Here is a 14,064-nt window from a genome sequence, read left to right as displayed (position 1 = left end):
AATTAAAGAATTTATTCTAAATACAAAACCTGTAGCACTGCTGCAGGTTTTTTTGTTTTAAAAATCTTGTTAAAACTAAATTTCAGCTAACAAAATAGGCTCAAAATTATTATATTTGTTGATATGGCGACCAAAGCAATGTTTAACACCGTAGTTAACTGGTTTATTCGACAACGAATAGACCAAATCAATAATTTTATAGACCATCCTATAGAAACTCAAAAAGGTGTTTTATTCTCGCAATTGTTTCACGCCGAAGATACTGTTTACGGGAAAAATTATGGTTTTAAAGATATTTCGAATTATCGAGATTTTCAAAACAATGTCCCAATTGTAACCTACGAAGATTACGAGCCTTATATCGAAAAAGCTCGCCAAGGCATGAAGGATATTATCTGGCCTGGACAAATTAAACATTTTGCAAAATCTTCAGGGACAACTAATGCGAAAAGCAAATTCATTCCTATTTCTGATGAAAGTCTCGAAGATTGTCATTACAAAGCTGGAAAAGATTTAATATCGATTTATGTCAACAACCATCCAGAAAGTGGTTTATTCCAACATAAAAATTTAAGACTTGGTGGAAGTTCAGAAATGTATCAAAACTTCAATACAAAATTTGGTGACCTTTCTGCAATTCTTATTGAAAACTTACCTTTTTGGGTAGAAATCATCAATACGCCAAGCAAAAAAGTATCGTTAATGTCCGAATGGGAAAGTAAGCTAAAAGCCATCGTTTCCGAAGTTGTTAAACAAGATGTCGGCAGTTTAACAGGCGTTCCGAGTTGGATGATGGTACTTCTACGACGCGTTCTTCACGACTCTAACCAACAATATATTACGGATCTTTGGCCAAACTTGGAAGTATTTTTTCACGGCGGAATTAGTTTTAAGCCTTATCGTGATCAATACAACCAAATTACAGGAAAACCTATTCGTTACTACGAAATCTACAATGCTTCGGAAGGATTTTTCGGCATCCAAGACAGATCTGATAGCGACGAAATGTTGCTAATGCTAGATTACGGCATTTTCTACGAATTTATTCCGATGGATACTTTCGGCACAAGTTTACAAAAAGCGATTCCTCTTTCGGAAGTTGAGCTTCATAAAAACTACGCCATGGTGATTACAACCAACGGCGGACTTTGGCGTTACATGATTGGTGACACGGTGAAATTCACTTCATTAAGTCCTTTCAGAATTAAAATCGCTGGTCGTACCAAACATTACATCAATGCTTTTGGTGAAGAATTGATGATTGACAATGTCGAATATGCGATTGCGAAAGCATGTCGCGAGACCAACGCTTTTGTATCGGATTTTACTGGCGCACCAGTTTTTATGACGGGCAATGAAAGCGGCGCCCACGAATGGATTTTCGAATTCACTTCTCAACCAGAATCTTTGGATAGCTTCATTAATATTTTTGATGAAACTTTAAAAACCCTTAACTCTGATTACGAAGCAAAACGTTATAATAACATTACATTAAAACGTCCTGTTGTCCACATTGCAAAACCGAAACTTTTCTACCAATGGATGTCAAATCGTGGTAAATTAGGAGGACAAAATAAAGTCCCAAGATTGAGCAACGACCGCGAATATATTGATCCACTTTTAGTTTTAAATCAAGAAATGTAATTAAAGAAACTGCGCCACAGTATAAATTAGAAGTCCAACCAAACCGCCAACAATTGTCCCATTAATACGGATAAATTGCAGGTCTTTTCCAACTTCTAGTTCTAGTTTTCGACTAAGTTCTTTTCCTTCCCAGTTTCCAACGGTATTACTAATTAAGTTGCCCGCTTCTTTAGTATTTTTTAAAATGTACTTGTAAGCCGTTAATCGAATCCAGCTGTCAATTTTCTTTTGCAGAACTTCATCATTTTGAAGATTATTGGATAACTCGCTAAGATTTTTTTTGATATAAATTTTTAAACTTGACGTCTTAGAAGTTAATTCTGTTCGCAAAGAATCTTTTATAGATAACCAAATATCAGACGCATATTCATTGAGTTTTTCACCATTCAAAAATTCATTTTTAATAACATCAAATTCATTTTCCCATTTCGCTTCCGTTTTTATTTCGTCCGCAAAAACCAAAAGTTTCGATGTAATTTCTTTTCGCAAAGGATGTTGTTGATCATTCTCAATTTCTTCAAAATAATGACTTAAACCCGAGACAATCTTCTCCGAAATTTTTCGGTCAACAGATTTAGGAACGAAAAAATAACTTTCTTTTTCAACACGTTCTTCCACCATTTGCTGGTTTTGAAGAATATAAGTTTTAATCTGACCACTTAGATTCGTGATCAAAGTTTCATGATCATTCTTTTGGATAAGATATTCCAAACCATTACCAAGAAGTTTATTAACTTTAATAGAAGCCGTCATATCTTTTACTTTGTTCGAAATAAAATTGACAACCTCTTTATCGTCCAACTTTAGTAAAATATCAAGCAAAATATTAGAAGCTTCATTCACAAATAAATCCTGATTTTTCTCTTTACCAATCCATTCTCCAGCAAATCCTGAAACTTTTAATTTAAGAATATAAGGTCGAATATTTTCTGGTGCTAAAAAATTATCAACAACAAAATTTCCAAGATTATCGCCAATTTTTGCTTTACTATTTTCGATCAAATTAGTGTGCGGAATCTTGAGTCCCATCGGATGATGAAACAAAGCTGTCACTGCAAACCAATCCGCCAATGCACCAACCATCGCCGCTTCCGAGAAAGCACGGATGTAACCAACCCAATGCGATGGCGTCGACTTTTGGATTATGGTCATGATGATAAATGTGATAGCCATCAACAAAAATAATCCTGTCGCTAGCATTTTATAATTTCGCAGCTGTATTTTTTTCTCAGAATCTGTCATAGTTTTGATGCATCAAATAGCTTTCCAAACAAATGTAAGTTTTCTATTTGATTATTTTTAAAATTATGATTTAAAACCAATTTAAACTTCATTAATAATATTTGCCGTAACTTTGAAGCATTCTAAATAAAGAACATGTTAGACATTCAAAATATAAGAAATCAATTCCCAATTCTAGACCAAGAAATCAACGGAAAACCTCTTGTTTACTTGGATAACGGTGCGTCTTCTCAGAAGCCAATTTCGGTTTTAGAGACTTGGGAAAAATACTATACAACGATTAACGCCAACGTACATCGCGGCATCCACACTTTGAGTCAACTTGCTACAACAGAAATGGAATTGGCAAGACAAAAGGTTCAGAAATTCATTAATGCAAAGCACGAATACGAAGTTATTTTCACAAAAGGTACGACCGAAGGCATCAATTTGATTGCTTATGCGATTACGAATTTGATTAAAAAAGATGACGAAATCATTATTTCGTATCTAGAACACCATTCGAATATTGTTCCGTGGCAAATGCTTTGCGAGAGAACTGGTGCGAAACTTCGCGTTATTCCGATGAACGAAAATGGCATTTTACAAATCGATGTTTTGGATTCTTGGTTAAATGAAAAAACGAAAATTGTTTCTTTAAATCAAATTTCGAATGCGCTTGGTGTTATTAATCCTGTTGAAGAAATTATTGCAAAAACTAGAAAACTGTCAAATGCGTTTGTATTAATTGATGCAGCACAATCTTCACCACATTTACGATTAGACGTTCAGAAGATGGATTGCGATTTCCTTGTTTTTTCTGGACACAAAATGTACGCACCAATGGGAACTGGGATTTTGTACGGAAAAGAATCTTCATTAAATAAGCTTCAACCTTTCCACGGTGGCGGCGAGATGATTGCAACTTGTAGTTTCGAAAAGACAACTTACGCAGATTTACCTTTCCGTTTTGAAGCTGGAACACCCAACGTTGGTGGTAATATCGCACTTGGTGCAGCCATCGACTTCATGGAATCTGTAGGTCTGGAATACATCCAACAACACGAACATTCTTTACTGGAATATGCACAAAGACATTTATTAGAAATCGAAGGCTTAAGAATTTATGCTGAAAAAGCCAATCGTGCTGGCGCCATTTCTTTTAATCTAGAAGGCGTTGGGATTTCGTCGGATGTAGGGATGATTCTCGACAAACAAGGAATTGCCGTAAGAACTGGTCATCACTGTGCGCAACCGATTATGGCGTATTTTGATATCGCGGGGACAGTAAGAGCTAGTTTCGCAGTTTACAATACTTTTGAAGAAATCGACAAATTGGTCGAAGGCGTTAAAAAAGCACAACGAATGTTAGCTTAACAACAAAAAAAATATAATCTGAAAATCCTCCCAACTTGCGGAGGATTTTTGCTTTCTATGACAAAAAATGTTGTGGCATAGGAATTGTGAAATTATACCACTCAATATTTAATCGACTTATTATCCGCAATTTATAGAAAGACAATAAGTTATCACCTTAAAGAAATGACAATTTGTCATCATCATACATTATGACAGAATTTGAAGATATCAACTTTGACGCTATTTTGGAAGACGGATTCGGATTAGTTGCTGAAGAAATTAATATTTCGGAACCAACTGAAAAAGAATTAGACCAAGAGATGTACGCCATTTTGCCAGTGCGCAATATGGTGATGTTCCCAAAAGTTGTAACACCAATTACCGCAGGACGCGAAAAGTCAAAAAAACTATTGGAAGATGCCATGCAATCTAACCAACTGGTTGGGATTTTGACTCAGAAAAACCCGAATGAAGATAATCCTGCTGATAAAGATCTTTACACAATTGGAACTTTAGCGAAAGTTGTAAAAATCATAAAACTTCCTGAAGGCAATATCACAGCGATAACTCGAGGAATCAAACGTTTCAAAATCAAAAATTTTGAAGGACGCGATCCATACTTAACTGCGAAATTAACGCTTATAAAAGACACTAATTCTCGCAACAAGGAAGAATTTGAAGCTTTGATAGAGAACATCAAAGACTTGGCGATGAAGATTATCGAAATCGATCCTAACATCCCAACGGCCGCAAATTTCGCAATTAAAAACATTAATGAAGCAGAGGATTTACTCAACTTTATTGCAGCCAATGGTAATTTTACTTTTGAGAAAAAGCAACGTCTTTTAGAAGAAAAATCTTTAGCAAAACGCGCCGAATTGCTTTACGAAATGATGCATGAAGATTTCCGTCTTTTAGAATTAAAAAATCTAATTCATCAAAAGACAAGCAAAGATCTTGATAAACAACAACGCGAATATTTCCTTAATCAACAAATAAGAACTATTCAAGAAGAATTGGGCGGTGGACCAGATTCTGATGTTGACGAGTTTAAAAACAAAGCAGCTAAACTAAAATGGCCAGCAGATGTTGAGGCGCATTTCCAAAAAGAATTGCAACGTCTACAACGCCAACACCCGAATTCGCCAGATTACAACGTACAACGTAATTATTTGGATTTCTTCACGGACTTACCTTGGGAAAAATATTCTAAAGACGTTTTCGATTTAAAGAAAGCTGAAAAGATTTTGGACAAAGAGCATTTCGGTTTAGAAGATATTAAGAAAAGAATTTTGGAGCATATCGCTGTTCTAAAACTAAAAAGCGATATGAAATCACCAATCCTTTGTCTTTCTGGTCCTCCAGGCGTTGGTAAAACTTCGCTAGGAAAGTCGATTGCTGATGCTTTGGGAAGAAAATACGTTCGCGTTTCTTTGGGTGGTCTTCACGACGAATCCGAAATCCGCGGTCACAGAAAAACCTATATTGGTGCGATGGCAGGTCGAATTCTTCAATCTATTAAAAAGTCTGGAACATCAAATCCTGTGATTATTTTGGACGAAATCGACAAACTCGGAAAAGGTATGCATGGCGATCCAAGCTCAGCAATGTTAGAAGTTTTGGATCCAGAACAAAACAACAGTTTCTACGACAACTTCTTAGAAATGGGTTACGATTTATCGAAAGTGATGTTTATTGCGACAGCCAACAACCTTAGCGAAATCCAACGACCACTTTTGGATCGCATGGAATTGATCAGCATTGCGGGTTATACGTTGGAAGAAAAAATCGAAATCGCAAAACGTCACCTTATCAAAAAACAACTTTCAGAAACTGGTTTGGATTCAAAAGCTTTCAAACTAGGAAATCCTGAAATCAAACATATCATCGATGCGCACACTTCAGAAAGTGGTGTCCGAACTTTGGAAAAGCGTATTGCGTCTATCGCACGTTGGGTAGCTTTACAAATCGCGATGGAAAATGATTACGATCCAAAAATTTCTGTTGAGAAAATCGACGAAATATTGGGCGTTCCGCGTCCTAGCACGTTGTCCGAAGTCAGCAAAGTTCCTGGCGTTGTGACAGGTTTGGCTTGGACCAGCGTCGGCGGCGACATCTTGTTTATCGAGAGTATTTTGTCTAAAGGCAAAGGTACTTTGACGATGACGGGTAACCTTGGCAACGTGATGAAAGAGTCAGCGACGATTGCGCTAGAATACATCAAAGCACATTATGAAGAACTAGGAATTAGCGCCGAAGATTTAGAAAACAAAAACATCCACGTCCACGTTCCAGAAGGCGCTACACCAAAAGATGGACCGTCGGCTGGTATCGCAATGTTGACGTCGATGGTGTCGAGTTACAAAAACAAATCTGTGAAACCTCATTTGGCGATGACTGGCGAGATCACACTTCGTGGAAAAGTCCTGCCAGTGGGCGGTATCAAAGAAAAGCTTTTGGCGGCTACGCGTGCTGGCATCAAAGAAGTTATTCTTTGCGAAGCCAACCGAAAAGATGTCGAAGAAATCAACAAAGACTATCTAAAACACCTGAAAGTCAACTACGTAAGCAAAATGAGCGAAGTCGTAGATTTAGCAATTGTTTAAATTTTTCATATCCATATCAAAAAAGGATTCTAACTGCTTAGAATCCTTTTTTATTTCTTTTATTTGGGCGCCTTTTCCGCCTCCGCCTCCCACTCTTTTGCTCGGCATAGCCTCTCGCAAAAGGAGTTCCGGCTCCGTCGGGGCGCACATTCTTAGCAATATTCTCCACCAAAAAGACAAATTGTCACTTTCTCGGGACTGGTATTTTTTTTGAGTTTTAAAAACAAACAAAAAGTATGAGTCAACAACATTGGGAAAATGTCTACGAAAACAAAACACCAGAGCAAATGAGCTGGACGCAAGATGAATATGCAACTTCGCTTAAGCTTATTCAATCACTTAATGCCGATAAAAATTCAAAAATTATTGATGTTGGCGGTGGTGATGGTAGTTTTGTGCAATCGCTTTTGGATTTAGGATTTCAAGACATTACGGTACTTAACATTTCAGAAGCAGCGATCGAAAACGCCAAAACAAGATTAGGCGACGAGGCTTCAAAAATCAAATGGATTGTTTCGGACATTACAAAATTCCAACCCAATGAGACTTACGATATTTGGCACGATCGTGCGACTTTTCATTTTTTAACAGAGAAAAAAGACATCCAAACTTATGTTGATTTACTGGAAAATAATCTCAACGGAAATTTGGTTATTGGCACATTCTCAACGGATGGACCTCTTAAGTGCAGCGGTCTCGACATTACACAATACAGCGAAAGCAGCATGGAAAATCTTTTGCAAAACAATTTCGAAAAAATCGAATGTTTTACCCAAGATCACAAAACGCCTTTTGACACTACTCAGAATTTTTTGTTTTGCAACTTCAAGAAAATTAACTCATAAAATAAACACAATTATGTCTACAGGAAAGATTAATGTATCAGTGGAAAACATCTTCCCACTTATTAAAAAATTTCTTTACAGCGACCACGAAATATTCCTTAGAGAATTGATCTCTAATGCGACGGATGCAACAACCAAACTAAAACACCTTATCAACATCGGCGAAGCCAAAGTAGAATATGGCAACCCAATGATTGAGGTCAAAATCGACAAAGACGCAAAAACAATCAGCATCAAAGACCAAGGTCTTGGGATGACTGCCGAAGAAGTTGAAAAATACATCAACCAAGTGGCATTTTCGGGTGCTGAAGAGTTTTTAGAAAAATATAAAGATTCGGCAAAAGATGCTGGCATTATCGGACATTTTGGTCTTGGCTTCTACTCTGCTTTTATGGTAGCCGACAAAGTAGAAATCTTCACAAAGTCTTATAAAGACGAACCTGCAGTACATTGGATTTGCGACGGAAGCCCAGAATTCACTTTGGAAGAAACGGACAAATCGGATCGCGGAACCGAAATCCTACTCCACATTGCAGAAGATTCTACCGAATTTTTGGACGATTTCAAAATCCGAGAATTACTTCTTAAGTACAACCGCTTCAACCAAATTCCAATTAAATTTGGAACAAAAACGGAAACACTTCCTTTACCAGAAGGCGCTGCCGAAGATGCAAAACCCGAAACAATTGAAGTGGATGACATCATCAACAACCCGAATCCAGCTTGGACAAAAAATCCATCTGAATTAACCGATGAAGATTACAAAAAATTCTACAGCGAGTTGTATCCAATGCAATTTGAAGATCCTTTGTTCCATATTCATCTTAATGTTGATTATCCATTTAATTTGACCGGGATTTTATTCTTTCCGAAACTATCAAACAGCTTAAACATCGAAAAAGATAAAATTCAACTTTATCAAAATCAAGTTTTTGTAACGGACGAAGTTAAAGGCATTGTTCCTGACTTTTTGATGTTGCTGCGTGGCGTTATCGACTCTCCAGATATTCCGCTAAATGTTTCTAGATCGTACTTACAAGCAGATGGTGCGGTTAAGAAAATTTCGTCTTACATCACGAAAAAAGTGGCAGACAAAATGGTAGAACTTATCCGTAACAACCGCGAAGACTACGAACAAAAATGGAATGACATCAAAGTGGTTATCGAATACGGAATGGTGACGGAAGACAAGTTCTACGAGAAGTCGGACAAGTTTATGCTTTATCCAACAACCGATGGAAAATATCTTCTTTGGGACGAATTAATCGAAAACATTAAAGACAAACAAACCGATAAAAACGGAAAAACAGTTATTCTTTATGCTTCCAACACAGACCTGCAAGACAGCTACATCCAAACGGCGAAAGCTAAAGGTTACGAAGTTCTGTTGATGGATTCGCCTTTGGTACCGCATCTTATTCAGAAATTAGAAAGTACAAAAGACAAAGTTACTTTTGCAAGAGTTGATGCCGATAACATCAACAAATTGATTGAGAAAGACGAACCAGTTATTGCAAAACTTAACGACGGCGAAAAAGAAAATCTTAAAAAATCTATTGAAGAAGCGATTAACTCGCAGACTTACACTGTTCAGTTAGAAGATTTGGATAGCAACGATGCACCATTTAGCATTACGCAACCAGAGTTTATGCGTCGTATGAAGGACATGCAGCAGATGGGCGCGCCGTCGATGTTTGGTAACTTCCCAGAGATGTACAATTTGGTGGTTAATGCTAACAGCGACTTGGCTTCTGACATTCTTAAAACGGACAATTCAGACTCTAAAAACGCAAAAATCCAACAAGCTTTGGATCTTGCAAAACTATCTCAAAACCTACTAAAAGGAAAGGATTTAACAGACTTCATCAAACGTAGTTTTGAGCAATTAAAATAATTTTTCAAATCGAATATCAACAAGAGTGCAGCAAATAATTGTTGCACTTTTTTATTTAATTAAATCAAATTGCCACAAATTTTCTTATTTTTAAACAAGGACTAACAACTAAAAACATGAATTTAAAAAAATCACTTTTCATTCTTATTCTCTGCATTTTAGTATTTTCCCTTGGTGAATATTTAACCAAACTCTATGGGCTAGATCCACCCTACGCTTATCTTTATGTTGGCATGGCTCTAAAACTTTTAGCCTTAATTTCCGTTCTAGTATTTTGCATCGTTTTCATTGTGAAAAAACTTAAAAATCCAAAAAACTGAATTACAAATACGCACAAATGATTTCTCATAATATTGTTTTAAAATTTCTAAGCTTTGTTTTTGTAATTCTCCAAAGCACATTTTTGTTGGCACAAACCAACGAAAAGCTTTATTATTTTTCGACTGCGGACAGCACCAAAGTAGGCGCCAAAACAGAATCAGGGAAAATCATTGTACCCGCAAAATTTTCCAACTATGGAAATTATGATTTCAAAAAACCAATCGAGGAAGCCACAATAGAATTTATCGGAACCGAAAAAGCTAAAGACTATTCATCAAAATTACCTTTGATGCCTGCTGGAGAAGTCTATGACAGAAACGGAAAATTCCTTTATTATCCGCAATGGTTTGACAACGGAATTGACTATTACGAAGAAGGTCTTCGTCGTTATGTCGATGGCAACAAAGTTGGTTTTGCAGACAAAGACGGAAATCTAACAATTCCCGCTCAATGGGATTTTGCAGAACCTTTTCAGTATGGCTATGCGAAAGTCTATGTTGGTGGTTGGAAAAAACAATATGAAAAAGGTGGCGAACATTGGTCTATCGTACCTTCTTCCAAAAAATCAGAAAGTTATCTTATCAACAAAAAAGGCGAAAAAGTAGAGCCTTACAAAACAAAAAAAAATCCAAAAGATTATGAAGTTGGCGGTGTGTATTATCCTTATCCTTTTACATACACCAGCACAGAACAAAAATTTTTGAATAGTCTTAAAAATCTCGATATCATCAACGATATACATTTGGCACCGTGCGATAATTGCGATAAAAAAGAACATCTTCTCGACTTCGAAATCACAGAAAAACCACGAGAATTTTTTCCTTATTACGTAATTCAAGGCTATGTCAGTCAAAGTAAAGAAAGTGATGCTGTATTCATCATTTCTACTGATATGTCAAAAATCTATCATTACAGTTGGGATGGAGAAATAATACCATTGCGAGAATGGATCATCTCAGAATTAGAAGAATTTAAAACCTATTTCGAAACGCATCCCAACAAGCCCAATTACTTCGATGTGGACAAAAGTCTCCAATATTGGAAGAATCTTCCCGAGCAAAAATAATTTCAATAAAATTTGCGTTTTAAAAATTTATTCTATATTTGCACCTGAAAATCAAGTTTAACCAACAAAAAAACGAAGCAAAAATGTTCAGATTCAATCAACATTCAACAGTAGGATTGCCTTTTGCAAAGGCGAGGCTTCGTGGTTTGGTACATTCTTAGAAGAACAGTACAATGAAATATCAAAACCCGAAGTCGCAAGATTTCGGGTTTTTCTTTGCGCAAAATCCAAAACTTAAGTTTTTCCCGAAATTATTTTTATTAGGACCTTATTGACTACGTCGAATAGCAGATAATATTTTTTGTTAGAAGCTATTTGACTTCGTCGAACAGCAGTTCAGTTATTTTTTGAAGCTGTTTCCCGCTTTCCGCTGTATCTTTTTTTGCCAACGCTTTTTTCAAGCCCAAACAAAAAAAGGATGCCGCTTCAAAACGAGGAACGAGTTTCGATGATTCAACTATAAAAATATATAAGTCAGAATCAATCGGGGCTATGATAAAATGCCGTCAAATAAAAAGGCGGTCGTCTGTTCGAGTAGCGAAGCGTATCGAGAACCATTATAAACTTTCTCCACACACTTTGCAAAACTTGTGAATTAACAAAGTCGGAAATGTCGAAAGTCAACACGTCGTCAGTTCGAGTAGCGAGCGTATCGAGAACTATAAAAAAAACAACTTCTCGGTACAATTTTTTTCAAAACCTACTCGAAGGGACGAAGCGGAAAGTGTAGAAAAAAGAGTTCCAAACCTCTTGGGTTGAGAAAGCCCAATAGGTTTAAACAAAAAATCAACTAAAAATTTAGTTGGAGTAAACATTCGCGATGTAAAACCAGTTTCAAGACAAGAGTCTTGGCTCTTGGTTCTAGCATCTTGAATCTAAAATCAAAACAATGGGAAATTTAAAACTAAAAGGAAAAGATATATTAAAACTCGGCTATCCCAACAACCAAAGCGTCAACATCGCTCTGGAAGTCATGAAAAGGAATTTTGCCACCAAAAATATACATCACGTAAAATCCATCTTGAAAGAGATTTTACAAAACCCGCAAAACTTCGAGAAAGATTTGCAGTTCGGACAAATTGCGGAAGCTTTACTGCTTTCTACAAAAAACGAAAAACGAATGCTCAACGCACAAAGAGCCGACTTTCAAATCTTTGGAAACAACATTTCCGAGGAAGCGAAAAACCAATTGTACACGGCATTAAAACTTCCAATTTCGGTTGGTGGTGCTTTGATGCCCGATGCACACAGCGGTTACGGTTTACCAATCGGTGGTGTTTTGGCGGTAGAAAATGCGGTAATTCCGTACGGCGTGGGGATGGATATTGGTTGCAGGATGAGCTTAAGCATTTTGGATACGCCGATTTCATATCTAGATGGTGCCAAAGACAAGTTTGAAAAAGCTTTGGCAGAACATACCAAATTCGGAATGTATGAAACGCACAAATCACACGTCGACCACGAAATTTTCGAACGTGATACGTTTGATTTGATTCCGATTTTGAAAAGATTAAAAGGAAAAGCCATCAAACAAATGGGAAGTTCGGGCGGTGGAAATCACTTTGTAGAATTCGGCGAAGTGGAAATTGTGGAAGAAGATTCACAAATCGGACTTCCGAAAGGAAAATATTTGGGGATTCTTTCGCACAGCGGTTCTCGAGGTTTAGGCGCTGAAATTGCGCAATATTATTCGAGAGTGGCGACAGAACAATGTCCGTTGCCAAAGGAAGCTCAGAATTTTGCTTGGCTGGATTTGAGTACGCACATGGGATTGGAATATTGGACAGCCATGAATCTCGCAGGAGATTACGCTTCGGCTTGTCATGATGATATTCATCGTCGATTGGTGAAAGCTGTTGGCGGTCGTGTAAAAGCCAAAATCGAAAACCATCACAATTTCGCTTGGAAAGAAATCCACAACGGAAAAGAAGTAATCGTCCATCGAAAAGGAGCCACACCAGCCAGCGAAAACGAATTGGGAATGATTCCAGGTTCGATGACGGCGAAAGGTTTTATCGTTCGAGGAAAAGGAAATCCCGAATCGCTAAGTTCGGCATCGCATGGTGCAGGAAGAGCTTATTCGAGAGGTGAATGCCGACAACTTTTCACGCAAAGCGATATTAAAAAAGAGTTGAAGCTAAAAAAAGTGACTCTAATGGGCGGAAATGCCGAGGAAGCACCAATGGCGTACAAAGACATCAATGAAGTGATGAACGCACAAAGTGATTTGGTGGACATCTTGGGAACTTTTCAACCGAGGATTGTGAGAATGGATAAATAAATTGGTTGACAGTTTTTGGTTGTTGGTTACTGGTATTTCGCATTTCGTCAGTTCGAGTAGCGAAGCGTATCGAGAACTTTTTTTAAAAGGACTTCTCGATACGGTTTTTTCAAAACCTACTCGAAGGGACGTTAACGAAACTGACTTTTTGAAAGTCATAATTTTATTAGAAGGGAGGCATTTTTAGCCCCGATTGTAGCAATTGTTTGAGCTCTTTGCAAATGCAGTGGATTTGGAAGGCTTGCAAAAGCGAGTGCGGAAAGCGGGAAACAGCTCCTAAAAAACAAACTTAATAATGTAAAAAAAAAATGAACTTAACTAAAAACAAATATTATTTTGAAGCTTTGGATTGCTATCCGTACAATTTGGCGGATTGCTTGGAAGCTTTGAATTACGCGTTGTCCTACGATCCTGAAGATTCGGATGCGCTTTGCTTGATGGGACGAATTTATAGTGAGCAGTTGAAAAATTATGAGCAGGCGAAAACCTATTTCCAGGAAGCTCTTGCGTGTGATGTCGGGAATGTAACGATTCCGAAATATTATGTTTCTTGCCTTTTAAACAATGAGGATTATGAGGAAGCTTTGAAATTGTTGGATTTCAGTTTTAAAACAAAAGGTATTGATAAGTCGAATATTTTGTACTGGAAATCGGTATATTTTGAAAAGCTGGAGCGTTACGATGAAGCTTTAAAAACAATTAAGGAAGCGAAAAAATTTTCGTACAATAAGGATATGATCGAGTTTTTGGAAAATCGAGAAAAATTTGTTAAGTCAAAAATGCCGAAAAAGAAAGCTACCAAAAAGAAAAAAAAGAGAACCAATTAA

The 14,064-nt window shown here is 37.1% G+C and carries 9 protein-coding genes; 8 read left to right on the top strand and 1 reads right to left on the bottom strand.

Annotated features, from left to right (window positions below; all coding sequences use genetic code 11):
- Positions 1–123 precede the first annotated feature (123 nt).
- Entirely contained in the window at positions 124–1,644 is a 1,521-nt protein-coding gene (locus B5X62_RS05805) for a GH3 auxin-responsive promoter family protein (RefSeq protein ID WP_079666468.1), read from the top strand.
- On the opposite strand, the gene B5X62_RS05800 is transcribed toward B5X62_RS05805, so the two are convergent.
- Complete coding sequence (locus B5X62_RS05800) at positions 1,645–2,886, bottom strand: DUF445 domain-containing protein (RefSeq protein WP_079666467.1); 1,242 nt, start codon at positions 2,884–2,886, stop codon at positions 1,645–1,647.
- 135 nt (positions 2,887–3,021) lie between these two features.
- On the opposite strand from B5X62_RS05800, the gene B5X62_RS05795 reads away from it, so the two are divergent.
- From B5X62_RS05795 to B5X62_RS05755, 7 genes are all read left to right on the top strand, one after another.
- The gene (locus B5X62_RS05795; RefSeq protein WP_079666466.1) at positions 3,022–4,242 is read left to right on the top strand and encodes an aminotransferase class V-fold PLP-dependent enzyme; all 1,221 of its coding nucleotides are present in this window, start codon (positions 3,022–3,024) and stop codon (positions 4,240–4,242) included.
- A gap of 191 nt (positions 4,243–4,433) precedes the next feature.
- Entirely contained in the window at positions 4,434–6,830 is a 2,397-nt protein-coding gene (lon, locus tag B5X62_RS05790) for an endopeptidase La (RefSeq protein WP_079666465.1), read from the top strand.
- Between the two features lie 236 nt (positions 6,831–7,066).
- Positions 7,067–7,675, top strand: a complete 609-nt coding sequence (locus B5X62_RS05780) for a class I SAM-dependent methyltransferase (protein ID WP_079666463.1) — start codon at positions 7,067–7,069, stop codon at positions 7,673–7,675.
- Positions 7,676–7,688: 13 nt separating this feature from the next.
- Complete coding sequence (gene htpG, locus B5X62_RS05775; RefSeq protein WP_079666462.1) at positions 7,689–9,569, top strand: molecular chaperone HtpG; 1,881 nt, start codon at positions 7,689–7,691, stop codon at positions 9,567–9,569.
- Between the two features lie 337 nt (positions 9,570–9,906).
- Positions 9,907–10,956, top strand: a complete 1,050-nt coding sequence (locus B5X62_RS05765) for a WG repeat-containing protein (protein WP_079666460.1) — start codon at positions 9,907–9,909, stop codon at positions 10,954–10,956.
- 889 nt (positions 10,957–11,845) lie between these two features.
- Positions 11,846–13,237: an RtcB family protein gene (locus B5X62_RS05760; protein ID WP_079666459.1), complete on the top strand. Its 1,392-nt coding sequence runs from the start codon at positions 11,846–11,848 to the stop codon at positions 13,235–13,237.
- Positions 13,238–13,545: 308 nt separating this feature from the next.
- A complete protein-coding gene (locus tag B5X62_RS05755; protein WP_079666458.1) occupies positions 13,546–14,064 on the top strand; it encodes a tetratricopeptide repeat protein in 519 nt (172 codons plus the stop codon).

Origin of the sequence: Soonwooa buanensis, assembly GCF_900167905.1 — a bacterium.
GTDB classification, from domain to species: Bacteria; Bacteroidota; Bacteroidia; order Flavobacteriales; family Weeksellaceae; genus Soonwooa; species Soonwooa buanensis.
This window is presented reverse-complemented; position numbering and strand designations above follow the sequence as displayed.